The sequence below is a fragment of the Desemzia sp. FAM 23988 genome (assembly GCF_045528365.1).
In the GTDB taxonomy this organism is placed as follows: Bacteria; Bacillota; Bacilli; order Lactobacillales; family Carnobacteriaceae; genus Desemzia.
In genome coordinates, this window is sequence record NZ_JBGQQS010000006.1 from 62,939 (window position 1) to 87,896 (window position 24,958).

General features: G+C 38.3%; 20 protein-coding genes. 4 read left to right on the forward strand and 16 right to left on the reverse strand.

From position 1 onward, the window contains the following. Positions 1–287: 287 nt before the first annotated feature. From ACEN4L_RS05085 to ACEN4L_RS05105, 5 genes are all read right to left on the reverse strand, one after another. A complete protein-coding gene (locus tag ACEN4L_RS05085) occupies positions 288–1,640 on the reverse strand; it encodes a hemolysin family protein (RefSeq protein WP_407096479.1) in 1,353 nt (450 codons plus the stop codon). A 135-nt stretch (positions 1,641–1,775) separates the two neighbouring features. Beyond that, on the reverse strand, positions 1,776–3,821 hold the full coding sequence (locus tag ACEN4L_RS05090; protein WP_407096480.1) for a penicillin-binding transpeptidase domain-containing protein: 2,046 nt from the start codon (positions 3,819–3,821) through the stop codon (positions 1,776–1,778). Positions 3,822–4,047: 226 nt separating this feature from the next. After that, entirely contained in the window at positions 4,048–4,677 is a 630-nt protein-coding gene (locus ACEN4L_RS05095) for a glycoside hydrolase family 73 protein (RefSeq protein WP_407096481.1), read from the reverse strand. A 39-nt stretch (positions 4,678–4,716) separates the two neighbouring features. Further along, positions 4,717–5,529, reverse strand: coding sequence for a D-alanyl-D-alanine carboxypeptidase family protein (locus ACEN4L_RS05100; RefSeq protein ID WP_407096482.1), 813 nt, complete (start codon positions 5,527–5,529; stop codon positions 4,717–4,719). Positions 5,530–5,643: 114 nt separating this feature from the next. Beyond that, complete coding sequence (locus tag ACEN4L_RS05105; protein ID WP_407096483.1) at positions 5,644–6,180, reverse strand: hypothetical protein; 537 nt, start codon at positions 6,178–6,180, stop codon at positions 5,644–5,646. Between the two features lie 172 nt (positions 6,181–6,352). Here ACEN4L_RS05105 and ACEN4L_RS05110 point away from each other — a divergent pair, with 172 nt between their 5' ends. Together ACEN4L_RS05110 and ACEN4L_RS05115 are read left to right on the forward strand one after the other, a co-directional pair. After that, complete coding sequence (locus ACEN4L_RS05110; RefSeq protein WP_407096484.1) at positions 6,353–7,018, forward strand: hypothetical protein; 666 nt, start codon at positions 6,353–6,355, stop codon at positions 7,016–7,018. A 98-nt stretch (positions 7,019–7,116) separates the two neighbouring features. Next, positions 7,117–8,085: a Gfo/Idh/MocA family protein gene (locus tag ACEN4L_RS05115; protein ID WP_407096485.1), complete on the forward strand. Its 969-nt coding sequence runs from the start codon at positions 7,117–7,119 to the stop codon at positions 8,083–8,085. A gap of 78 nt (positions 8,086–8,163) precedes the next feature. Here the strand turns inward: ACEN4L_RS05115 and ACEN4L_RS05120 are convergent, their stop codons facing one another. The 11 genes from ACEN4L_RS05120 to ACEN4L_RS05170 all read right to left on the reverse strand — a co-directional run bounded on the left by ACEN4L_RS05120 (position 8,164) and on the right by ACEN4L_RS05170 (position 22,413). Next, positions 8,164–8,814 (reverse strand): CBS domain-containing protein, encoded by a 651-nt coding sequence (locus ACEN4L_RS05120; RefSeq protein ID WP_407096486.1) that lies wholly within the window; start codon positions 8,812–8,814, stop codon positions 8,164–8,166. Positions 8,815–8,817: 3 nt separating this feature from the next. Further along, on the reverse strand, positions 8,818–9,522 hold the full coding sequence (locus ACEN4L_RS05125) for an ABC transporter ATP-binding protein (RefSeq protein ID WP_407096487.1): 705 nt from the start codon (positions 9,520–9,522) through the stop codon (positions 8,818–8,820). Next, a complete protein-coding gene (locus tag ACEN4L_RS05130) occupies positions 9,523–10,296 on the reverse strand; it encodes an ABC transporter ATP-binding protein (protein WP_407096488.1) in 774 nt (257 codons plus the stop codon). Continuing rightward, positions 10,296–11,267: a branched-chain amino acid ABC transporter permease gene (locus ACEN4L_RS05135; protein WP_407096489.1), complete on the reverse strand. Its 972-nt coding sequence runs from the start codon at positions 11,265–11,267 to the stop codon at positions 10,296–10,298. Before ACEN4L_RS05135 ends, ACEN4L_RS05130 begins: the two co-directional genes overlap by 1 nt. Before the next feature lie 9 nt (positions 11,268–11,276). Next, the gene (locus tag ACEN4L_RS05140; protein ID WP_407096490.1) at positions 11,277–12,155 is read right to left on the reverse strand and encodes a branched-chain amino acid ABC transporter permease; all 879 of its coding nucleotides are present in this window, start codon (positions 12,153–12,155) and stop codon (positions 11,277–11,279) included. A 92-nt stretch (positions 12,156–12,247) separates the two neighbouring features. Next, positions 12,248–13,396: an ABC transporter substrate-binding protein gene (locus ACEN4L_RS05145; RefSeq protein ID WP_407096491.1), complete on the reverse strand. Its 1,149-nt coding sequence runs from the start codon at positions 13,394–13,396 to the stop codon at positions 12,248–12,250. A gap of 505 nt (positions 13,397–13,901) precedes the next feature. Beyond that, a complete protein-coding gene (locus ACEN4L_RS05150) occupies positions 13,902–15,035 on the reverse strand; it encodes a GerMN domain-containing protein (protein ID WP_407096493.1) in 1,134 nt (377 codons plus the stop codon). Between the two features lie 67 nt (positions 15,036–15,102). Further along, the gene (locus tag ACEN4L_RS05155) at positions 15,103–16,086 is read right to left on the reverse strand and encodes an aromatic acid exporter family protein (protein ID WP_407096494.1); all 984 of its coding nucleotides are present in this window, start codon (positions 16,084–16,086) and stop codon (positions 15,103–15,105) included. A 505-nt stretch (positions 16,087–16,591) separates the two neighbouring features. After that, the gene (locus ACEN4L_RS05160; RefSeq protein ID WP_407096495.1) at positions 16,592–20,167 is read right to left on the reverse strand and encodes an FtsX-like permease family protein; all 3,576 of its coding nucleotides are present in this window, start codon (positions 20,165–20,167) and stop codon (positions 16,592–16,594) included. Positions 20,168–20,177: 10 nt separating this feature from the next. Further along, positions 20,178–20,879 carry an ABC transporter ATP-binding protein gene (locus ACEN4L_RS05165; RefSeq protein ID WP_407096496.1) on the reverse strand — a complete coding sequence of 234 codons (702 nt, stop codon included), beginning with the start codon at positions 20,877–20,879 and terminating at the stop codon, positions 20,178–20,180. 148 nt (positions 20,880–21,027) lie between these two features. Continuing rightward, the gene (locus tag ACEN4L_RS05170; protein ID WP_407096497.1) at positions 21,028–22,413 is read right to left on the reverse strand and encodes an APC family permease; all 1,386 of its coding nucleotides are present in this window, start codon (positions 22,411–22,413) and stop codon (positions 21,028–21,030) included. Positions 22,414–22,646: 233 nt separating this feature from the next. On the opposite strand from ACEN4L_RS05170, the gene ACEN4L_RS05175 reads away from it, so the two are divergent. Further along, on the forward strand, positions 22,647–23,924 hold the full coding sequence (locus ACEN4L_RS05175) for an NAD(P)/FAD-dependent oxidoreductase (RefSeq protein WP_407096498.1): 1,278 nt from the start codon (positions 22,647–22,649) through the stop codon (positions 23,922–23,924). A gap of 423 nt (positions 23,925–24,347) precedes the next feature. Then, the gene (locus ACEN4L_RS05180) at positions 24,348–24,917 is read left to right on the forward strand and encodes a 5' nucleotidase, NT5C type (RefSeq protein ID WP_407096499.1); all 570 of its coding nucleotides are present in this window, start codon (positions 24,348–24,350) and stop codon (positions 24,915–24,917) included. Positions 24,918–24,958 lie beyond the last annotated feature (41 nt).

A 24,958-nucleotide genomic window follows, 5' to 3' on the forward strand; every position in this document is an offset into this window, starting at 1 on the left:
TTTTAGAGCTCTTCATCTTCTAACGTTAAAAGAAATGATTTTTTACTTACCAACGTCAAATAGTGCAGAATCCTTTTTAGAGCGTGGAGCAAGGCGTTTAGACTCTCGTAGAGTTCTCTTTTTCCAATTGAAATCATAGAGAGTCTATCTTGCGCAACACGTTTAAGACAAGTCCGTGAAGCAAGAATTGGATACCAGATACCAAAATCGCTTCAAAGTCTAAATTTGTATACAAATAGTAATAGAATAAAAGGTTAAACCAGTGGCTGGTTTAACCCTTTATGCGTTTATTCTTCTTCGTCTTGCGAAGGCTCATCAATTTCTTTTTTTTCATCTATAATTTCAACGATTATATTACTGATACGTGAAGATTCTATTTCATTTGCTTTAAGTAAGAAGTTCCCATACTCTACAAATGCGTCATCTCCATCTCGTGGTATGTTTCCATATTCAATAATAAAGAAACCGGCAATAGTATCCACATCAGAAGACTCGATATTGGTGTCAAAAAACTCATTGAATTTTGACAATTGAGTAGATCCATCTACTAAGTAGCGGTTATCATTGATTTTTTCGATCAAGGCATAGACCTCGTCATACTCATCGTCAATATCTCCCACAATTTCTTCTACAACATCTTCTAATGTAACGATACCAACTACTCCACCATATTCATCGTTCAATATAGCCATTTGATTTCGTGTTCTTCTTAGTTCATAAATCAAATCATCGATATAGATGGTTTCTGGAACAAATAAAGGTTCATTTAATACATCTTTTAAATCAATTTCATCAATATTACGGTTTCGGCTTTCTCTTAACAAGTTTTTGACATGAATGATCCCGATAATATTGTCTTTATCTTCAAAATAAACAGGAATACGTGAATAAGGTATATCTAAAAGTTTAGGGATGTTTTCCTCGTTCCCATCATCATAATCAATCATAAAAGTGTCTGTTCTAGGAACCATGACTTCTTTAGCCATTTTGGTATCTAGAGATAACACACCTTTCAACATTGAAAATTCAGCTATATCAATCGCTTCGTCTTTTTGACTTTGATCCAAATAAGAACGGAATTCGTCACGCGTCATCTTCTCTTCTTCTTCAGAAAATTCGATTGGTGTAATTTTCTTCAGCAGGTTTGTTGATAAAGATAAAAGTTTTACAAAAGGCATCATAAACTTTTGTACCCCTAATATAATACCAGCAGTACCAAGAGCAACACTTTCTGAACGCTGTAACGCAACGGTCTTTGGGAACAGTTCTCCAAATACAAGCGTGATATACGAAATAATAATTGTCACAATCACAACGGCAATGGTTTGAGCACCAGGAATATTTCCTAATAACGGTGTAAAACGAATAGCTAAAGAGGTAGCCGCAGAGGCACTGTTTAAGAAACCTGCTAACGTAATGGCTACTTGTATGGTAGATAAAAAGTTGTCTGAATTGGCTAACAATTTCAGCACATTCTTCGCTTTCTTATCTCCATCGATAGCTTTTTCGTTTATTTTCCCTTTGTCTAAAGAAACAAAGGCCATTTCTGCTGCTGCGAACAACGCATTGATTGCGGTTAATACTACAATTAAAATTATCTGGACACTCAGTGACGAATCACTTCCCGAGTCTGGGGTCATTTAACATCTTCTCCTTTAAATATATAGATACAAATTTTTATATCACTTAAAACATCATTAATGTACCATTTTTTATAAATTATTTCAACATTTGATTCTCATCATTTTTTAATCAAACATTCGTCCGATTATAATTTATTGCAGTAGTGTAGGCATTTCCTGCAACAGAGGTTTCAAAATGGTAATCACTTCTCCACTCGTTCTTCCTTCAACTAAACCAATCATGACATAAGAGTTTTCATCTGCATCAAAAGCCATAATAAATCCATTGTCCTCGTTCTCTTCCAGACCCTGGAATTCAGCCGTTCCTGTTTTGGCACCAACAGTATATGGAAGATCAGCTAACTGATGTGCTGTCCCATTTTGATTATCCACTACTTCCAATAAATAAGAACGAATCAATTCAGCAGATTCAGCCGTTACAACTTGCTTCGTTTCGTTTGTTTCCTGGTCACTGGTTAGCTTTGGATAAATCAAATTTCCACCGTTGACAAATGGGCTGTACGATACCACTTGCTGAACCGGACTCATCAACAATTCTCCTTGTCCATAGGCTGTATCCGCCAATAAAAGTTCTGTATCTAGTGTACCTGAATTAGACAATTGAGCAGGTTCCATTGAAAATGGCAGATTTAAACTTTCGCCAAAAATGAATTTCGCCATTCCGTTTTCAACAGTTTCTTGTCCCATCTCCAAAGCTTCTTGAGCAAAGAAAATATTGTCTGAGTAAACTAGCGCATCTTTCAAAGTAACTTCAGGTACTACAGTCACACGGTGAACAGAGTAATTTCCCCAAGATGCATTGGCTTGCCAAGTATCTCCTTCTATCTCATGGACTTCTTCTGGAGTTGTGATCCCCGAATCTAGCCCTATCCCTGCTGTGATCATCTTAAATGTTGAACCGGGAGCAAATCGAGCTGCGTATCGCGCTAAGAAAGGAGAATTTTCATCATCCAGATAAGCTTGATAAGCTTCATTTGTGATTCCGCGAGTCATTAAACCAGCGTCATAAGATGGTGTACTGGCAAGAGCCAATAAACTTCCGTCTTCAGGATTCATCACTACTACAGATCCATTGACTCCTTCAAGTTCCTCATAGGCTTTTTGTTGAACATCAGCATCGATCGTTAATTGAACATCTTCTCCATTGGTAATTTCAGCTTCTTTTAAAGCAGTCTTTGTTTCTCCTTGGACATCGTTCAAAACGATTTTTCCGCCTATCTTACCTCTCAACTGTGCATCAAATGCGGCTTCTAGTCCTGATTTTCCAATCATATCCCCAGCTGCTAAAGCAGGATTATTTTCCACATCTTCAGCCGATACTTCTCCTACATAACCAATCAAATGAGCTGCTGCTTCATTCAAAGGATACGTGCGCATAGATAATTCTTGATAGACAACGCCTGTAGCCTGAACAGAATCTTCCGTAGCCATTACTTTAAACGGCACAAATGAATCCCCAGTGACCCAACTTTGTCCTAAAAGTTCTTCCAAGTGCTCCAATGGAACTTCAAAAGTTTCACTGATTTGAGTTAGATTTTCTGTCCTTGCTTCCCCTTCACCTAAAAGCGATGGATGCAATCCAGCTTGTAACCATGTGCCCGCTATAGCTAAAGGATCTCCATCCTTGTCCAAAATATTCCCACGTTCGCCTTTTGAAAATTGCGCATCGACCGTATCTCCTGGTTCCATACCTGGTACAATCAAGTTTGGATTCCAATCGACTGTAAAATCTCCTTCTTCATTCTTTGTCAAAGAAGCTGAGTAGACCAGTTCTTCTATAGCTCCTATTGGAGACGTCAAATTTAATTGATAAGAAAAATCATAAGTGTCATCCGTCTCATTTTCATCAAAGACAACATTTGTTGCCTCAACGTTACTGATCTGCATTTCATTAAATGTCGATTGGTATAATTCAGTCAGTTGTTCTCGGGTATAGCCCGCATCTACTAAAGTAGATTCCGTTGTACTATTGGCTAAAGCAGCAAAATCCTGTGCTTCTAAGTACCCGATAAATTCTTGTGATTTCTCTTCTGCAGCTGCTGTGTCTGAGCCTTTGCCATTGAAGTAAGACCATGCCATCCAACTGATCCCGCCGATCACAGCTGCTATAACGACTACAATAATTCCCCATAATGCCAAACTTAATTTCAACTTCTTTTTTGGTTTGTTTGCTGACATAGATCTCTAATCTCCTTTAGTCTATTTCCTCATTTCTTCACATCTTTAAATTAAGTTGGTTCTTTTAGATCTTCAAACAAGACAGTATAATGACTTCCGCAACCTAGACCAGTTTAACTGAAAGGCCAAGTCATTTGGCAAAAAAAGATACATGACCATTGGCGTAAAGCGCCGTTAATCATTCTCCCTTTTTGCATCATTGCTGTCGAGACCTTTTAGCTTCCTGTCAATCATCGTATTGATGGAGTTGGTATTGTTCGATCAGATCGATAAGTTTTTGGGCATACGTCGGATCGGTTGCGTATCCATTATCCTGCAAGGCTTGTGCTGCTTCTTTATAATTATCAGCTGCCAGGACGGTCGTATATTGTTCCGCATTCCAATCTGTTCCATTTACGAACAATAAGGCATGATCATCCATCGATTGCTGCCAGCTTTCATATTTTCTAAACGGCGCTTTTATTTCGATCCATTCACCATCAACAAATTCTTTCGTCTGCATCATTTCTGTATTATCTGGATCACTGCCTTTTATCCCATAAAGATTTTTACTTTCGGTTGCTAATTCACTGGTGCCCCAGTCCGATTCTAGAATAGCTTGTCCTATACTGATACTAGGCAGCAGTTTATATTCTTTTTGCAGCGTTTTAGCATGACCGGATATTTGAACAATAAATTCTTCTTTTTCTCGGCTCGAATTCAGCGGCTCAATGACGGACTTGCCTAAAACAGCTAACGCGCCGAAGAAAACAAAAAATAATAGAAACAGCGCAATTAAAATGCGACTAGGGAAAAAACGTCTTTGTCTACTCTTCTTTTTTCGGTATGCAGTTTGTTTCTTTTTTTGTTGCACCAACGCAGTTTCTCCTTCCTGATTACTTGTACCCTCAAATAATTACCTCACTTCTGTTTTCCCAGCTTTTTCAAGCAGCTCAATATACTCTTCTAAAGCTAAATCATATTTTTGGATAAATTGAGCATTTTCTACCCCCACATAACGGAAATGCCAAGACTCATACTCTATTCCCGTAGCTTCTTCTTTGTCTTTTGGAAAACGCAAGATAAAGCCATAATCTGCAGCGGTATCCGCTAACCAATGTTGAGATTCCTGTGTATCATATTCTGGAACTAATCCTTTTCCAGCATTTAACCATTCGCTGTCTATCATATCTAAAGCTAATCCAGTGTGATGTTCACTACCTCCTGGAACAGCAATGTAATCTTCTGTCATTTTAGTAGCTTCTTCTTCTGAATAGCCTTCATTGATATACTGTTGGATACTATTGTTGTAGTTTGCTCTTTGTCGGTCTACAGAACGGTAAGAAGAGGCCAAAAAGATATTGTATCCAGCTTCAGAAGCCGCGTTCATCCAATTCTCATAAGGCTCCATGATGCGCGCATCGATTTCTTTTTGATCCGCCGCTTCCTCCAATGGAATTTCCAGCGTTTCATCGATCGGATTCCAATTGTTCACTAAAATAAGATTCCAGTCTTTTGTGGAAACATCTGGTAATTCTGCCATCATCGCTTTTTCTTTCTCTTCTTCAGGCGACAAAGTTGATTCCGATCTTGCTTGTGATTCTTCTATTGTGCTGCTCACTTCACTATTCGCCGAGCTGGATGATTCATTCTGTGAAGTAGTGAATTCAGATTGACAACCCGCCAACAATAATGCTGCAACTGTTGTCATCAATATTTTCAATTTCATTGCTTATAGGACTCCGTTCATTTTATGATCATTGTTTGTACTCACTCTATTTTATAGTAAAATTTCTTCTTTTCAACCTACTTGGGCCCTATTTTTTTAATTGAAAACCATCCATTACTCTGTTTGATTGATAACTGGAGGAGCGACATTTTGATTAAACCACTCCAAAAGATCTTGTTTTTCTGTCTTTATTTGCTGTTGAACGATTCCAGGCAAATGCAGTTCAATACGATCTTTGTAACTCCAGAAATCGTAACCGATTTCAATTCGAACGATCGTCTGATTTATTTTGCGATGGACAGGTTCTTTTGTCTCACCTTGATTGTCACGGATTTCAATTGTTGCTAACCCGCTTTTTATCCACTTTTTTGCCACATGATATTTCATAGTCATGTATTCAGCGACAGGGCTTTCAGCTACTTCAGAAATAAGGATGGCATTGCGACAAACTTTTTGGACCAGCATCCATTCATAATCTGTAAATAATTGAGCGATTTTACTCATATTTTCTGCTTTTAATCCTTGGTTCCCTTTTTTCCAGCGATCCCAACTTTGAGGAGAGATTCCTAATTGAGAAGAATAAAAAGCTTTTTCAGTTACATATTGTTCTTTCACTGCTCCTAAAACGATTTCTACTAGTGCTTCATGCATAAAAATCATTCCTCCTGATGAATAATGTTTGCTGTTTCATTTATATTTACATAATACACCTATTACGTTACTTTCTAAAGTTTTACTTACTGATAAGTCAACTAGTTGACCTGAAAACGGCAACTCTATATGGTTAAATTAGTAAGACAATTCAAAAAGGGGAATGATGTCTATGATCGATACTATTTTATTTTTTGGTTACTTTGCTGCTTATTCGGTACTGCTGATTTGGACAATCAAATTAGCGGTCCAATACGGATGGAAAAGCTTATCAAATTTACTGATTCTGGTTATCGTAGGGTTAGTCTATGACAATTTGATACTGGCTTTGGGAAGTTTTATTGGTGAAGGAAACTTACTGGAGAATCTAAGTTACCCTCGATTCTACATGCACGCCTTTTTCACGCCACTGCTTGTCCTCTTTTCTTTGAGTACATTAAAAAGGTCCGGCGTACAGTGGGCGTTTAAAAAATCCATTGGCATGGCGTTTTATTTGATTACATTGTGTTTGATGCTGTACGAATTAATAGTTGAAGTGCGAGGACTAGCGCTCATATCTAATTGGCAATACGGTGGTTTAAGTTACAGTAATGCTGAGGCTGCAAGCGGCGTTCCAGTAATGGTGCTGATTGTTTCTATTGTTTTGATTATCTCTTCTATCTTTGTCTGGCGTAAACAAGGATGGATATGGTTCTTCATAGGAATAGGAATCATGTTCCTTGGGAATGCCTTTCCTCTTTCAGTACCCAGTGCGGCTTTGACTAACGCATTTGAACTCATCTTGATTCTAGCTTTATTTTTCACTAAACAGTTTCAAGATAGACGTGCGACGCCCTAAAGGATTTTTTCGCAGCATATTTAGACTGTACTTCTTTTGTCGAATAAGCAATAATGGAAGCGGAACGATTTTATCATTGAAGGGAGTTTCTAAAAAATATGACAACAATTAATTGGGGAATCATCGGATTAGGAGATATAGCATCCAGTTTTGCTGCTGCTTTTAATGTAGAAAATGCAACATTATTAGCTGCTGCTTCTCGAAATTTAGATAAAGCTAATGCGTTTGCTGAAAAACATTCTATTCCAAAAGCTTACGGCAATTACGAGGAGATGCTGTTTGATCCAGATATTGATGTAATTTATATCGCTACGCCGCACAGCCACCACGCTCAGTATATTTTAAAAAGTCTAAAAGCCGGAAAACATGTCTTGTGCGAAAAAGCTATCACCATGAGCAATAAAGAATTAGACGAGGCACTTGCTTTAGCAAAAGAAAAAGAGTTGGTTTTAACTGAAGCCATGACCATCTACCACATGCCTCTTTTCCACAAATTAAAAGACATCATCGCTACTGGAAAACTGGGCAAATTAAAAATGATTCAAGCCTCTTTCGGGAGTTTAAAAGAAGCTGATCCAACAAATCGTTTCTTCAACAAAGATATTGCCGGTGGTGCTTTACTGGATATTGGCGTTTATGCTTTAGCGTTCACTCGTTTCTTTTTATCCAGTCAACCAACAGAAGTTCTGACTACCATGAATCCATATGAAACAGGTGTAGATGAACAATCTGCGATCATCTTAAAGAATAAAGACAATGAAATCGCCGTTGTGAGTTTAACTTTTCGTGCTAAGATGCCTAAAGTAGGTATAGTCGCTTTTGAAAACGGCTATATCACGGTTCAAGACTACCCTCGGGCAAGTAAAGCTACAATCACTTATCCGGATGGTACTTCAGAAGAAATCGATGCTGGGGATTCAGCTGAAGCCCTAAATTATGAGATAGACTTAATGACTCAAAATGTTTTGCATAAAACGCCTAATGTAAATATGCCCCTGACGCATGGTGTAATGGAAATTATGGATAATTTACGTGAACAATGGGACTTAACATACGACTTTGAATAGAAAAAACTCTTTACAGCGAAAAAGACTTTCCTTATTCGACTCTTAGTGAGTCATAAGGAAAGTCTTTTTCGTTGCGGCTCAATTGCCTTCTTTGTAGACAGCTGAACTGACTGTATATCCACTAGTCGTTAGTATTTCTTGGATGTCATTCGTGTTCTCGCTATCCATTTGGATAACGACTTGAGTGAATGAATCTTTTCGATATACTGCAATTTGATTGATGCTTACATTAGCTTCCGCTAAAATATTCGTGATGTCTTCTAAGATACCGGGATGGTCCTCTGGTATATCGATCACTACACGACTGCCTTTATTGTTGTATCCTAAAAGATCAATAAATGCTCTAAAAATATCTTTGTCTGTGATGATTCCAACAAGTTGATTTTCATTTTGGACTACCGGCAATACGCCGACTTTTAAATCCCTCATTCTGCTGGCAGCTTCTTCCAGTAAATCTTCTGGACCAATAGTCGGTACTTTACTGCACATGATATCTCCAACAGTCGTTTTCGTCAGTAGGTAATTCAACTCATGGATACTTAAAGAAGTGGCTGTTGAGGGGGAATTATCACTAATGATCTCTTCAGTGATCAATCCTATCATACGGCCATTTTTGACGATCGGCAACCGGTGAAAATCATTCTCCTTCATTAAATCCAACGCTTCTAATACTTTAGTATCTTCTGCAGCAGTAATAACTTCGGTTGTCATGTAATCTTTCACTAACATCTTTTAACCTCCCAAGTAAGCTTTTTGAATAACATCACTTTCTAGCAATTCTTTTCCTGTCCCTGTTTGAACCACATTGCCGGTCTCTAATACGTAACCTCTATTTGCTATCTTTAAAGCCATTTTAGCATTTTGTTCGATCAAGAGTACAGTCGTACCCGTTTGGTTGATCTCTTCAATGATATGAAAAATTTCTTTGATCAATATGGGTGCCAATCCCATAGAAGGTTCATCTAGGAGCAATAACCTTGGTCGGCTCATTAAAGCTCGTCCCATTGCCACCATTTGTTGTTCTCCTCCAGACAAAGTAGCTGCATCTTGCTTCATCCGTTCTTTCAATATAGGGAAACGACTGAAGACATTGTCTAAATCATTTTGTACTTCTGCTCTATCTTTTCTGAGAAAAGCTCCCATTTCCAAATTTTCCATAACGGTCATCCCGCTAAAAATGTGTCGCCCCTCTGGTACTTGAGAGATGCCTTTTTCTACGATTTTTTTAGGTGTTTCTTTCGTAATAGCTGTTCCTTCGTAGAGAATTTCTCCATGACTAGGTTGGTGCAATCCAGAAATAGCTTTTAGAATCGTTGATTTCCCTGCCCCGTTTGCCCCAATCAAAGATACGATCTCGCCTTCATTCACACTAAACGTTACATTTCGAATAGCTTCGATAACTCCATAATGGACTGTTAAATCTTTTACTTCCAGCATTTACTCACCACCTAAATAAGCTTTAATCACTTGGTCATTTGCTTTGATCTCTTCCGGTGTCCCATGGGCAATCATACGACCGTATTCCAATACATAAATACGTTCGCAAACATTCATGACCAAAGACATATCGTGTTCAATCAGTAAAATTGTAATCTCGAAATCTTTTTGAATCTGACGAATCAAAGCTGTAAGATCTGCCGTTTCTTGAGGATTCATCCCTGCAGCCGGTTCGTCTAAAAACAATACTTTAGGTCGGGTAGCCAGTGCTCGCACAATTTCCAGCCTTCTTTGTTCCCCATAAGGCAGGTTTTTAGCGAATTCAGTTACTTTATTTTCCAAACTAAAGATTTTTAACAATTCAATCGCTTCTTGTTTCATCTTTTTTTCTGAAGCATAATAGCTTGGGAAACGCAATATACTTTTTATCGTTCCCACTTTACTTTTTGAGTGCATCGCGATCAATACATTATCCAGTACCGTTAAATCTTTAAACAGGCGAATGTTTTGGAAAGTTCTTCCAAAACCCATATCTGTGATGGTAAACGTTTTTTCCCCAATGACGGATTTCTTTTGACCATCTGTTTCAATATCGATCGTCCCCTCTGAAGGCTCATAAACACCCGTTAACAAATTAAAAAGGGTCGTTTTCCCAGCGCCATTAGGACCGATCAAGCCAACTAATTCATTGCTGTTCAGTTCCAAATTGACATTCGATACGGCAGAAAGCCCGCCAAAATTTTTGGTTAATTTTTTCACTTCTAATAAACTCATTATTTGCCCTCCTCTTGTGTAGTGGATTTACGGCCAAAGAGGCGGAGTATTCCTGATACTGTAAATTCTTGATTTCCTAGTAATCCAGAGGGTTTGAAAATCATGATAATGATCAAAGCTAGTGCGTAGATAATCATACGCAGTGAACCGAATGGTTGTAAAAATACATTTAAAATACCTAGAATAATTGCTGCAATAACTGATCCAGTCACACTTCCAATACCGCCAAAAACCACAATGATTAAAATATCAATGGATTTATTGAATGTAAAATCTCCCGGTCGGATAACACTGAAATAAGATGCATGTAATGCTCCACCGATAGCAGCAGTTGCAGCTCCTAAAACAAAAGCGATCGTCTTGTATTTTGTTGTGTTGATCCCCATCGATTCAGCAGCAATCTCATCTTCACGAATCGAGATCGTAGCTCGTCCAGGACTGCTTCGCGTATAATTGACAACAATCAAAATCGTTAATACGGCAAATACATATATCAAAGGCCATTTAGCTAAATAAGGTATCCCACTTAATCCAGCCGCCCCATTTGTGATCCCTTGCATGTTTACGATCGCAATCCGAATGATTTCAGCTACTCCCAAGGTAGCAATCGCTAAATAATCTCCTTTTAATCGCAATGTTGGAATCCCAACGATCAAAGCAACCACACTGGTTAATATGATCCCTGCTATAATACCTAGAAATAATCCTCCATAATGAGGGAAATATTTAGAGATGATTCCAGCAGTGTAGGCTCCAATCGCCATAAACCCGGCATGACCTAACGAGAACTGTCCTGAAAAACCGATGATCAAGTTTAATCCAACGGCTAATATCACATTGATCAAAATAGTGACCAACGTAATTTCATAGTAAGCACTGATGATTCCAGTTGAAACAGCTAATTGCAGCAGCAAAAAGGCAGCAACAGCTAAAATCAGCCAACCGATATTTGTTTTATTCACTAATTTCATTTTTGCCACCTACACTTTCTCTTTAACATGTTTCCCTAAGATACCTGAAGGACGTATAATCAAAATCAGAATCAAAATTCCATAGACCACTGCATCTCGGATCATTGAATTCCCATATGCACTGACCATGGTTTCAATGATTCCGATAGTCAATCCGCCGATCATCGCTCCCGGGATAATTCCAATTCCTCCAAGAACAGCTGCTACGAAAGCTTTCAAACCAGGAGCTACACCCATCATGGGATCAATAGTATTGTAGTACAAACCAACCAACACTCCTGCCGCTCCTGCTAAAGATGAGCCAAGGAAAAAGGTAAATGAAATCGTATTGTCTACATTGATTCCCATTAATTGAGCGGCTGAAGCATCTGTACTTACTGCTCGCATCGCTTTTCCCATTTTTGTTTTTTGAACGATAAACTGCAATAAAATCATCAAAATAAACGTCGTTCCAAAAATCATCAATTGGATCTGACTGACCTGAATTCCTCCAAAGCTGTACAATGTATTGTCAAGTACTTGAGGAAAGGCTCGAACTTCTGCACCATAAAAATACAGCATCCCATTTTGCAATAAATAAGAAACTCCGATAGCTGTGATCAGCACTGCTATTCGGGTAGCGTTCCGAAGCGGTTTATAGGCGATTCGTTCAATCAATACTCCTAACAACGCACTTAACGCCATCGCCGTTACAAGAGCTGGGAAAAATCCCATCCCAAATGAATTGATCATCGTGTAGCCAACAAACGCTCCTACCATGTATATATCGCCGTGAGCAAAATTAATCAATTTAATAATTCCATAAACCATCGTGTAACCTAACGCAATCAACGCATAAATGCTTCCCAGTGATAAGCCATTTATCATTTGTTGAATAAATGTATCCATTCGGCACCTCTCTTTAAATCTATAGTTTTGGTGATAAAAAAGGAAAAGTGCAAAGCTTGTATGTGGCTTCGCACCTTTCACATGTCCTATTTTTATGGTTGGATTTCTTCAGTACTTGCTTCTTTTCCTTGTTGCACTTCAATAATCAGAGTTGATTTGACAGGGTTATGGTTTTCATCTATTGAGAAGGTTCCAGTGACTCCGTCAAAATCAGCGATACTTTCTAATGCAGCAGTCACAGCTTCTGGAGTAGCTTCCCCACCATCTTCTAGTGCTTGAGCTACTAGGTATACCGCATCATAGGCTAAAGCAGAGAAAGCGTCTGGAGCCGTATCGTATTCGGCTGTATAGTTGTCAATGAAAGTTTGCACTTGTTCATCTTCATTTTCTAATGAGAAATGAGCTGAATAGTAAACATCTGTCACGTTTTCTATGCCAGCCAAGTCCAGTAAAGCTTGGTTGCTGAAGCCGTCTCCACCCAGAATAGGTTGTTCGATACCCATTTCGCGAGCTTGTTTCAAGATCAGCCCAGCTTGTTCATAATAGGCTGGCAAATAGATGACATCAAAATCTTGATTTTGGATTTTCGTTAAGATCGCACTAAAATCTGTATCATCTTGTGTAAAGTATTCTTCAGCAACGATATCGCCTTTATAGGTATCCTTAAAAGCATTCGTCAAACCTACTGCATAATCACTTGAACTATCTCCAATGATCACTGCTTTCTTGGATTGCAATTGTTCTGTTGCAAAGTTGGCTAATGCCACACCTTGGAATGAGTCTTGGAAAGACGTACGGAAAACAAAAGGCTGCACATCTCCTGATTCTGTCACCGTCAAGTTATCCGCTGTTCCCGAAGGTGTAATTAATGGGACCTCAGCTCTGGTGATAGGTTGAGTGGCTGCTTGAACGGCTCCTGATGTAGCCGGTCCTACAATAGCTACTACTCCATCTTCTGTAGCCAGTCTTGTTGCAATACTGGTTGCTTCCGTATTATCTGATTTAGTATCGTATTCAACTATTTCAAGTTGTTTGCCTAAAACACCGCCAGCTTCATTGATTTCTTTAACAGCTAACTTTACACCGTTCGATTCCGCTGAACCATAAGCAGAAACTGGACCTGTTTTTTCAAACATTGCTCCTAATTTAATGGTATCCCCATCCGCAGTGCTGCCCCCAGCACCACAAGCTGTTGCAAATACAGACAAAGCTGCAAGTCCTAACAATAATTTCTTTTTCATTTATGAAACTCCCCCGTTTTATCCGTATTTCTACTAGTTTTCAATCTATTCAGAATTTATTAGAAACATTAAAATCAAATAAGAAAACTGTTGATGCTCCTTAGTATAGAATATTCAGAATATTTAATCAATAGTTTTTTTAGGATAACGAAAGATATTTTCCAGCTACACAAAAGAATGCGCTTTACTAACTTTTTTGGAGAAATTCCAGCACTGTAACGGAAAATATTTACTATTCAATTCGTCTGGTCTGTTGATTATTTAGGATATTCAAAAAGCAGCTGACACCATTTTCTGGGTCAACCGCTTTCAGATTTAATTATGGTCTATGGCAGGGATCAATTGTGAAATATCAGAATGAGGATCATTCCTATTGGCAAAGTAATTTTCATTCACTCGATAAGTGATTCATTGTTTTTGGAAGTTTGTGTTCTGATTGAACAGTTTTTACGATAGGGGAACTATGGTGAGCAGCTGTTCAACTGTTTTCATGATTATTTAGACGTTATTCCGTTAATTGAAATTCTGGTATCCCTTCTACATCGACTTGGAAAAAGTCTCCTTCTTGTTGCTCGATATGTCCTGTTTGATACGGCTTTCCGGCTACTGTCAGATACACTTCCGTTACGTCGTAATAATTTCCAATGGTATTTACTAAACTTTCTACAATTAACTGTTCGACTAAAGACCCAGCATTCATTTCATCCATCAATTCTTGTGAAAAATCTACATAAACTCTGCCATCATCGTTCAAATATAGTGTATTGATGTCAACATTTTCAGATAACACAGGTGTTAACCCTTCTGGAATTTCTTTGTAAGCAGATTCTATTGCATCTTTCGTACTATCATTGGTATTCATTTGAACAGTTTTATTGACGTATTCGACTTGCTCTGATTCAAAGTTAGGGTAATAAAAGCGAATTGTTTGTTCAAAAGGAGTTTCCGTAATGGATTGAATTTCAGTAATGACTTCATTTCCTTCATCATCTGTAAAGACACTTTTTACTAAGCCAATTTCAGGTGCATAATAGTCCACGACTACAGCTGATTCATTATCCCATTCAGTCGTCACTTCCAACGTTTCATATTCAGCCAGCTCTGTAGTCACAGGTACTTCAAGTCCAGTGATTGTTTTAGTGCGTCCATCTGGTATTTCCCAGCTGGCTCCTACTTGAAATGGACTTTGCAACAGTATTTCGATAGGCTCATTGGATTTTTCCAATGCATTTTCGCGATAATAAACTTCTCCTTTATGATAAAGAACAACAAGTTGATCCTCTTGTAAAGCAATTACCTCCGCAACTTCAGTTCCTCCATTATTGCGAGAAAATTGTTTTCGGTTTTCAGTCGAGTAAACAGTAGATTCAGAAAAACCCGCATACTCAATTCCTTCACCTGTGTATTCATAATGAAGATTATCGGTATTTGGAAAAAAGTCTTTTGTCGTATAAATAGATTCTGTTGGCTCCTGTGTGCTGGATTCAGATACACTGCTTTCTTCCGCTTCGGAAGAAGAACTTTGTGAGCTTTCGTTAGTACTCGACTCCTCTGGGTCTCCTGATTGACTCCCACAAGCTGTTACGCCTAATACTGCTGCTACTAGAAATGTCATACGGATTTTTTGGAATCGTTCCATAAAAACTCCTCCTTTTTGTACTCCTCTTCTTACATAATATTATACTTGAACTGTATACGCACAGCACCTAAAGACTACTGTTTTGAGTAAATAATTCATTGCGGTATTCGTCGAAAAAGTCTTTCTTGATTAGAAGGAATCGTTCAAAATCATTGAGTAATTGAAATAATATCGCTCTTTTTTCAAATTCTTCTCTCGTTTGCGGCAAATCGCTTTCTCTAAAGTAACGTGTCAGCTCATCGATCTCTTCCAATAGGTTGATTCCAGGATTGTACTCATGCAATGTTTCAGCCGTTAAATAATACATTCCAGCCAGTATTTTACTTTGCAGCAGAGGAATAGAGATTTGTTTCAAATTGTGCTGCATCTGTTCTAATATCCTAGCTTGTGTTTTGCGCATCTCAAAATAGCGGATACTGTAATACGATTGATTGATGAAGCGATTATCTGCTTCATTGTGAGCTAATAGGATCCCTTCTTCCAATAATTGATCCAATGTTCTCAATTCAGTATCTGAAATATCTGTTTGGATTCCGTTTTGTAAACAGCCATCAATTTGATATAAGATCTTTTGCATTTGTTCTTCTACTTTATTTCGAATATCAGTGATTTTATCTGCTTTAGAAGGCATGTATAAATTGACCAATAAGGCCATTCCAGCACCGATCAACATCAATAGTAATTCATTTAGTAATAAACCTGACGACGTGCTTTCAGCAATCAATAAATGAGTAACCAATACTGAACAAGGAGCAATCCCAGATTGGACGTTTAATTTGTAAGCGCTGGGGACGTAAAGAAGCAAATACAATCCAAAAACCAGCGTTGAAAAACCAAATAATTGGAAGAGCACTGTAGCTATTCCTAAGGCTAACAGAGTGGATATGACTCTTTGAACAGCAATTTCAAATGAAGTTTTCCGTGTGTCCAGCACACTTAATATGGCAATAATTCCAGCAGATATACTAGAATCCAATTGAAGAAAATCGGCTATAAAAATTGCGACTACGGTTGAAAGAGCTATTTTTAATGTACGTAAACAAAGGGACACTGCAGTCACTTCCTTTTCTACAGGGTAAAGATAACTAACTTGAGAAAATATCGTTGTCTATAAGTTCATTTTCATTATACCAGATGATTCATTTAATGAGCAGTATGCAAACACAGTATGGTAGTTGAGCACTTTATTAGTACCATATCTCACCGTTTAAAAGCACAGTATGGTAGTTGAGCACCTTATTAGTACCCTATCTCACTGTTTAAAAGCACAGTATGGTAGTTGAGCACCTTATTAGTACCCTTTCTCACTGTTTGCAAAAAAATGTTCATCATCACTCAGCGGTGCTCAATGATGTTAAGACTCCGTTACTTCATCATTTCATCATCCAGCATAGCTCTTTGATGATGCAAGTAATCCTCCATATTCCTAAATAAATTTCTACAAGGTTCAAAATTAAAAGACGGTTAATTTTTATTTGTCAATTTCAAAAAGTTGGCAAACCACAAAAAAGGCAGCCGCTTATGGATCAAGCAACTGCCTCTTTTGTAATCATCTTCTATTCTACTGTTTTTAAAGCTTCCAGCATATCTACATTTTTTAATTTGACATGCATGAAGAGCATAACGATGGTAGAAAATAAAATCGTTAATAACGCGGAATAAATATAACTGGATACCGCAATGACCGGACTGAACATCATAATATCTAATTCAGCTGTATTCAATACAAACCCATGCAATAACAATCCCAACAATAATCCGACTGCTGTTCCCATCAACGTTAAGAGGAAGTTTTCACGGTACACATACATGGTCACTTCTTTATCATAAAAACCAAGGACTTTGATCGTGGACAATTCACGAATGCGTTCAGATACATTGATATTCGTCAAATTATACAATACGACAAATGCCAGTAAAGCAGCCGAGACAACTAAAACAATCGTTACAATAACTAAGCTTTCCAAGGTATCTTTGAAAGCTTCGCTAATAAAACTGGTAAAGGTTACCCCAACGACCGCATCTAATTGTGTCAGTTGTTGGCCAAATTCATCTTCCCAATTTTGCGACTCATCAAAACTCAATAAATGAGTGTTGGCTTCAGGAATTTCTCCTACCGCTGACTCATAGTAAGCTGGTGAAAGATAAACAAAATGCTGCAAGTAATTTTCAGTAATCTGTTCGACTGTGACACTGATTTCCTGATTGTCTGCATCTTCCAATGTCAACGTGTCTCCTATTTGCAAGTCAAACAACTCAGCAAGCTTTTCACTGACAACAGCTCCATCATCTGACAAAACGTAATGTTCATCTGAAGTACGATTTGTCAGTGTAACAAATGCATCTAAGTTCTCCGTTGTTTCTGGGACAAAAATCGTCACATCTTGAGGATTGACGCCTTCTTCTGCGGCAGTGTAAATTTCTTGATACACTTTCAATCCTGATTCTAATTCAGAAGTATTTTCAATCAATTGGGCGTATTCTTCTTTTTCAAAGTCCGTTGCATCCGTATTCAAGGCCACAATCGAATCGTATTGGTTGATTTTTCCATATTGTAGAGTACCAACATCTGAAATCGAATCCGATAATCCAAATCCAGTTAACAACAAGGCTGTACATCCAGAAATACCAGCAACTGTCATCAACATTCTGCGCTTGTAGCGGAAAATATTCCGAGCGGTAATTTTTTGTGTAAAAGTAAATCTATTCCAAATAAATGGAATGCGTTCTAACAAGATTCTTTTTCCAACTTTTGGCGCTTTAGGACGCATCAAATTGGCGGCATTACTTTTTAGAGAAACACGAACGGCTATTAAAGCTGTTAAGCCGGTACATAGGAAAGCGATGATCAAGGAAACGATAACGTCTTCCCAGTAATAGCCGATTTGAACAGACGTCAAATTGTACAAAGATCCGTACGCATTGATAATCACCGTCGGGAACAAATGGAAGCCAACAAGTAAACCAATCACCGCACCTGTCAAACTAGCTAGTGAGGCGTAAACGAGGAATTTCTTTGAGATATCCCAGTTGGTATACCCTAAAGCTTTTAACGTTCCAATTTGTGTGCGTTGTTCATCTACCATTCTAGTCATCGTAGTCAATGAAACAAGCGCTGCGATAAGGAAGAAAAATACTGGGAATATTTGTGCAATGGAAGCGATCCGTTCTGCATTATCATTAAACTCTGCATATCCTGGATTTGTATTCCGATCCAACACATAATATTCAGGCAGCGTAACATCTTCCAATTCTGTTTTGGCTTTATCTAGTTCTCTTTGCCCTTTAGCTAGTTCAGCCTCAGCATCTTCGATTTCAGCTTCAGCATCTCTTTTTTCTGTTTGAAATTCTGCAACTGCATCTTCGTATTCAGCTTCGCCTTGTTCTAGCTCGGCTTGAGCTTCTTGCAATTCCATTTCGCCGTTTTCTTTTTGTTGATCCAATTCATTTTGAGCTTCTTCCAAAGCAGCTCTGCCTTCAGCGATTTGACTTTCTGCTGCCTCAAGTTGCGCTCGTTGTTGATCAATCTGTTGCTGTCCTGCAGTTAACTCGGCTTGATAATTGTCTAACTGCTCACGAATTAAAAGTAGTCTGGATTCTGTCGTATTCAATGCTTCAAGTGCATTTACAGGCGGAACCACACCATCGTAGTAATTGGTCATCATTTCTCCCAACTCTACTTCCATAGCATTCAGTTGTTCCGTTACTTGTACTTGTCGATCTAAAGGCACATTCATACCTGGTATCTGAATCACGGTGCGAGCCGTTTCGATCCACGCTTGAATACCAGCAGCGTTCTCATCAGCTTCATCCGTTGGCAAACCAGCTTCTACTTCTTCAATAGTTGAAAGAACTGTTTGAGCAGGAACTGTACCTGCCAAATAACCACTCACTAATCCGCTTATCTCTGGACTAATGGCTTGAGCCCCACTTACCAAGGTATTCTGATCATCAGAGGGAATCGTAACTGTAACTGTTTCACGAGCATTTTGAAGAACTGCCGTACCATTCGCTATCTGTGTTTCGCCAGATGCTCTTTCTTGTTCCAGAGCAGCTTTTGAATTGTCTAGTTCTTCTTGCGCTGCCTCCAATTCTGCTTTTCCATTCACAATTTCGATACGTGAATTTTCTAATTCTTGAGTCTTTTGATCGATCGTTGCTTGACCATTGGCAATTTCGGTTTCAAATGTCGCTACACCGTCATTGTATTCTTGCCATCCTTGATCTAGTTCAGCACGGGCATTAGCCAGCTGGGTTTCGGCATCTGCTAAAGCTTGCTGACCTTCTTCAATTTCAGTACGTCCATCATCGATTTCAGCTTGTCCTTTATCTATCTCGTCTTGAATGCGTTTTTGAATCTCTTTTCTTCGCTCTTCAGGACGATTGCTTAATGCAGCTTCAATAGCGGATTGTTTTTTTTCAACTTCCGTCTCATAATTATCGGAATAAGATTGAAGAGCTTCAGCACTTGAAAAAGTTAAATAAGCTTCTGTGTAAACCTCCAGATTGAAATCATCTTGAGGAATAAAAGCAAACCCATCAAGAGTCCCTGATCCAATAGAAGTGTTCCCTCTAGCGTTATTTTCAATAAATTGAGGGGAATGGGCAAATCCAACAACTTCATACGTTACACCAGTAAAAGAATCTTCTAAGTTGATTGAATCATCATCTGTTTTAAACGTTATCGTATCACCAATCGAATACTCTTCTGTATACGCGCTTTTCGCATCCAGAACTATTTCACCTGAATTTTCAGGAAGTCTGCCATCAACTAAGACAGGCTGATTGATATCTGGTTGGTCAGCATTCGAAGTACTCACAATTTTTGTGACCAAATCTGTCCCTTCCAGTATCACGTCTTGCGTATAAACAGCTTCAACAGAAGCCCCTTCGATATCTTTCAATAACTCAATATCGTCTTCTGTCAGTCCGTACGTTGAAAGGACTTTTACATCCATTAAATTATTTTCTTTATAATAAGTATCAGCGGTGTCTATCATATCGGGGCTGGTAGCCTTAATTCCTGAGTAAAAAGCCACGCCAAGCAAAATAATCAAAAAAATCGATAAAAATCGCATTTTTGATTTCGCTATTTCACGAAAAATATCTTTCCATAATGTTTTTTTCTTCAAAGTCTCACCTCTACCATTCTATCTCTGCTACAGATTTAGGATTAGGATTCAGTGTAACTTTGCGTACTTTGGCATTATTGATTTCGATGGTACGATCTGCAATCGGTGTGATCGCTTGATTATGAGTAATCACAATAACGGTCGTACCATAGTTTTCACAAGTGTCTTTCAACAACTTCAATACTTGTTTCCCTGTTTCATAATCTAAAGCACCAGTAGGTTCATCACAAAGCAATAACTTCGGCTGTTTAGCCAGAGCTCTTGCGATCGCTACACGTTGTTGTTCTCCACCAGATAATTGTGCTGGGAAATTGTTCATTCGATGACCCAATCCCACTTCTTGAAGTACTTTTTCAGGATCCAATGCATCGACAGAAATTTCAGAAGCCAATTCCACGTTTTCTTTTGCCGTTAAATTAGGCACTAAGTTATAGGATTGGAAGACAAAACCTATTGATTCACGGCGATAGCGAATCAACTGTTTGTCGTTAAAATCGGAAATGTCTATTCCATCAATTTCAACCAAACCTTCATCAGCCGTATCCATTCCACCTAAAATATTCAATACCGTTGTTTTTCCAGCACCACTTGGTCCTACGATGACTGCGAACTCACCTTCTTCAATCTCAAAGGTAACTCCATCATTCGCAGCAACAATCGTTTCTCCCATTTTATAGCGTTTGTACTCATCTTTTATTTTAACAAAAGCCATTTTCTCCACACTTTCTAACTAATTTGTTTTTTCAGTTTTTACTATTTAATATAGATACCCGTACAGTTTAACAAAAAAAAGCATTTAAAGAATAGTTAGACCTTCATATTTATAAAGGCTTAACTATTCTCTTTGTTTGATAGAAGCATTATTTTTTTGTATTCATTTTACTATGTTTATAACCATACACCATGTAAATAACGATCCCAATTATCAACCAAACTAGGAAAGACACCCAAACGGTCCACGACAACTGTACCATTAAATAAATACAAACCAGAATAGACAGTATTGGCAATGCCGGAACTAGTGGGACTCGAAACTCCCCTTTTTCAGGTTGTCCATGTTCTTTTCTTAATTTGATGATTCCCGCAGCCATGATCACAAATACCATCAACGTTACAATATTTGTCAATTCAGCCAATTTCCCTAGAGGAACAACTCCCGATAAAACAGCTGTAATGACACCAGCAACCATGGTCGCTTTTTTAGGCGTATGGTTTTTCTCGTCTATTTCACTTAAAAATTCAGGCAGCAATCCATCTCTGCTAATCGCGAATATCAATCTGCCTAGTCCATACATCATAGAAATAAGAACCGTCAGTAGCGTTAAGATGGCTCCCACAGAAATCATTCCAGCCACAAAATCCTGTCCGATAAAACGCATGGCAAATGATACAGGATCACGAACATCCAGATTCGCAAATGGCACGACACCCGTCAATACCAAGGTTACTAAAATATATAAAACTGTTGCAATTCCTAAAGAACCAATAATTCCTCGAGGCATACTTTTTTGTGGATCTTTTGTTTCTTCTGCAGCCGTACTGACAGCATCAAATCCCAGAAAAGCAAAAAATACAATGGCTGCTCCTTCAATAATACCATCTAAACCAAAAGGTGCAAACGGTGTCCAATTTTCCGGTTTAACATAAAACACACCAACCACTAAAAATAATGCAATCAATCCAAATTTCACATACACCATCATACTGTTCAAACGAAGAGCTTTTTTAGCTCCTTGCATAACTAAATAGCTGACGATAAGCGTTACTAAAACAGCGATCAAATCAATATAAGTACCCTTTGCTGCATTGTAAGAAGCTCGCAAAGCAGAAGGCAGCCCAATACCTAGACCTGTTAAAAATCCATTCAAATACCCGGACCACCCTGAAGCTACAGAAGCACACGCCAATAAATATTGACACAGCATCAACCAACCGACAAGCCAGCCGACAATTTCACCAAAAATAGCGTACCCATAAGAATAGGCTCCTCCAGATACCGGCATTCTTGAAGCAAATTCAGCAAAACACAATGCGCTTAGTGCACAAGAAAAAGCTGCAATAATGAACGAAATAATTAAAGCCGGTCCTGCAGTTACCGCACTAGCTGTTCCGGTGATGACAAAAATCCCCGTCCCAACAATGGCTCCTAAACCTAATAAAATCAGATCCATCGTTTTTAATTCTTTAGGCAATCCTGATTGCCTTTCTTTCCCTATTGTTACAGGGAGCTTTCTAAAATAGTTCATCTTCATCCGTCCACTCTCTATTAAATTCTTGATTAAATCATTACACTACATATTAACAATAAGTGAGCTTAAATAAAATCTTTCCTCCTGTTTTCTCATACTTTCTTTAGGGAATTTCATCTATTTTCACAGATAAAAGCGGATTATGGACTAATTTAGGTGAACAGGGCTTAAATGTGCTAAAATAAAACTACTAAAAAAGACTAGCAACTAGTAATTAAGGAGTTAAACAAATGGATGCAACTGTAATTGTAGTCGGTGGAGGAACAAGCGGTATGATGGCTGCTATCTCTGCTGCTGAAAATGGCGCTAAAGTCATATTGGTCGAAAAAAACAAAACATTAGGAAGAAAACTGTTAGTAACTGGAAATGGACGTTGCAATGTTACCAATAACCGCGATAAAGAAGAAATTATCGCACACATTCCTGGTAACGGACGTTTCTTGTATAGTGCATTTGCACAATACGATAATTATGACATTATGGATTTTTTCCGCTCTAACGGTGTAGCCTTAAAAGAAGAAGATCATGGCCGTATGTTTCCAACTACGGATAAAGCTAGAACGATTTTAGAGACATTGATTAAAATCATGGATCGCTTAAATATCCAAGTGTATACCGATGCTCCTGTGGAAACAGTCTTATATGAAGACAATAAAGTAAAAGGTGTCTTGTTGAAAGATGGACGGACGTTAACGGCCTCATCAGTCGTTTTATCAGTCGGTGGAAAAGCGATGCCTCGAACAGGTTCAACCGGAGATGGTTACAAATGGGCTAAAAAAGCTGGGCATACGATAAAAGAATTGTATCCGACAGAGTCACCCGTGACTTCTGCTGAACCGTTTATCCAAGACCGCACTTTACAAGGTCTTTCTTTACGAGACATAAATTTAAGTGTTCTCAATAAAAAAGGGAAAAACGTTGTCTCACATCAAATGGATATGATTTTTACCCACTTTGGTGTTTCTGGTCCAGCTGTATTGCGCTGCTCAATGTTTATTCACCAAACATTGAAACGAGACAAAACAGAATCGGTGACAATGACGATCGATTCAGTGCCGCAAACTACCGCTCATGAATTAAAACAACACTTGCAAAAATTGATTAAAACTGACGGAGACAAAGCAGTTAAAAATGCCTTAAAAGGCTTTGTTCCTGAACGTTTCTTGTTATTTGGATTAGGACGACTGAATGTTGAAGAAAATACACCTTTAAAACAACTAACGGTTCAACAGCTGGACCTTTTTGTGGAATTTTTAAAAGATTTTCGTTTCCAAGTCAATGGTTCGCTGCCCATTGAAAAAGCTTTTGTTACAGGCGGAGGCGTGAATACAAAAGAAGTGAACCCTAAAACCATGGAGAGCAAATTAACCCAAGGACTTTATTTCAGCGGCGAATTTCTAGATTACAACGGATACACTGGAGGGTACAACATCACAGGTGCATTTATAACCGGAAGAATAGCCGGAAAGCACGCCGCACAGGATGCGGAGAGGCCTCGGGAGCAATGACGCAAAAATAGGAAATTATGATTGGGGCGTTTCTCAGTCCCAATCATAATTTATCTTTTTTGCAAAATTGCTAGGCCTCGCAGCTCTACTATCAGGATGCGTAAGTCGCTGGTTTGGCTTGAAGGGAAAATCTATTCTCTTTTTAGAGGATGCTTTTTATCCTCAAAAAAGAGAATGATTTTTCCCGAAAGTCAAGCGACCGAAGCTCAACTACAGGATGCGTAGGTCGCTTGGGAGACACGACAAGAAAATAGGAAAATCAAATAAGGACGCTTTTTTTCCTCAATTGATTTTATCTTTTTCTCGAGTGTCTACCGACCGTAGCTCTACTAGAACAGGGTACGTAGTGCCTGGTTTAGCTCCGATATACAACTTTAAAACACTATCTGAAAATAACTCTTCATTTGAAAGGATTTTGTCACTATGAAAAAACGTATTGCGATCGACATGGACCAAGTATTGGCTGACATGGAAGTGAGTTTTATAGAATTGTACAAGAAAGAATATCAAGTCACGTTTGAGTCTACAGAAGATTACATTGCTCAGCACCCTGATTTTGATATTGTAAATGTCATTAAAGAACTTTATCCTCTCATCAATACGTATGATTTTTTCAGAAAAATTCCTGTAATGAAAGATGCTCAAAAAGTTTTACGCGAGTTGAATGAACATTACGACCTATACATCGCAACAGCTGCTATGGATGTTCCTAATACATTCAAAGCAAAATATGAATGGTTATTAGAACACTTTGATTTTCTAAATCCCCAACACTTTGTTTTTTGTGGAGAAAAAAGCATTATCCATGCTGATTACCTGATTGACGATTCTATTCGTCAATTGGATCGTTTTTCTGGTACTGGGCTGTTGTACACCAACTCTCTCAATCAAGACCCTTGCTCCTATGAACGAGTATACAACTGGATGGATATCAGGGATTATTTTATGGACGATCAAAAAATCGCTTCTTTACCTAGCTCATCACAGCAATAATATCTGAATCGGACGGGAGATTTTTCCCGTCTTTTTTTACA

Bases quoted from the DNA above. Each gene is read 5' to 3' on its own strand.
- ACEN4L_RS05100 (WP_407096482.1), bottom strand. From the start codon at position 5,529: ATGAAATTGAAAATATTGATGACAACAGTTGCAGCATTATTGTTGGCG.
- ACEN4L_RS05130 (WP_407096488.1), bottom strand. From the start codon at position 10,296: ATGAGTTTATTAGAAGTGAAAAAATTAACCAAAAATTTTGGCGGGCTT.
- ACEN4L_RS05170 (WP_407096497.1), bottom strand. From the start codon at position 22,413: ATGAACTATTTTAGAAAGCTCCCTGTAACAATAGGGAAAGAAAGGCAA.
- ACEN4L_RS05180 (WP_407096499.1), top strand. From the start codon at position 24,348: ATGAAAAAACGTATTGCGATCGACATGGACCAAGTATTGGCTGACATG.
- ACEN4L_RS05145 (WP_407096491.1), bottom strand. From the start codon at position 13,396: ATGAAAAAGAAATTATTGTTAGGACTTGCAGCTTTGTCTGTATTTGCA.
- ACEN4L_RS05105 (WP_407096483.1), bottom strand. From the start codon at position 6,180: ATGCATGAAGCACTAGTAGAAATCGTTTTAGGAGCAGTGAAAGAACAA.
- ACEN4L_RS05175 (WP_407096498.1), top strand. From the start codon at position 22,647: ATGGATGCAACTGTAATTGTAGTCGGTGGAGGAACAAGCGGTATGATG.
- ACEN4L_RS05085 (WP_407096479.1), bottom strand. From the start codon at position 1,640: ATGACCCCAGACTCGGGAAGTGATTCGTCACTGAGTGTCCAGATAATT.
- ACEN4L_RS05125 (WP_407096487.1), bottom strand. From the start codon at position 9,522: ATGCTGGAAGTAAAAGATTTAACAGTCCATTATGGAGTTATCGAAGCT.
- ACEN4L_RS05090 (WP_407096480.1), bottom strand. From the start codon at position 3,821: ATGTCAGCAAACAAACCAAAAAAGAAGTTGAAATTAAGTTTGGCATTA.
- ACEN4L_RS05120 (WP_407096486.1), bottom strand. From the start codon at position 8,814: ATGTTAGTGAAAGATTACATGACAACCGAAGTTATTACTGCTGCAGAA.
- ACEN4L_RS05135 (WP_407096489.1), bottom strand. From the start codon at position 11,267: ATGAAATTAGTGAATAAAACAAATATCGGTTGGCTGATTTTAGCTGTT.
- ACEN4L_RS05140 (WP_407096490.1), bottom strand. From the start codon at position 12,155: ATGGATACATTTATTCAACAAATGATAAATGGCTTATCACTGGGAAGC.
- ACEN4L_RS05110 (WP_407096484.1), top strand. From the start codon at position 6,353: ATGATCGATACTATTTTATTTTTTGGTTACTTTGCTGCTTATTCGGTA.
- ACEN4L_RS05165 (WP_407096496.1), bottom strand. From the start codon at position 20,879: ATGGCTTTTGTTAAAATAAAAGATGAGTACAAACGCTATAAAATGGGA.
- ACEN4L_RS05150 (WP_407096493.1), bottom strand. From the start codon at position 15,035: ATGGAACGATTCCAAAAAATCCGTATGACATTTCTAGTAGCAGCAGTA.
- ACEN4L_RS05115 (WP_407096485.1), top strand. From the start codon at position 7,117: ATGACAACAATTAATTGGGGAATCATCGGATTAGGAGATATAGCATCC.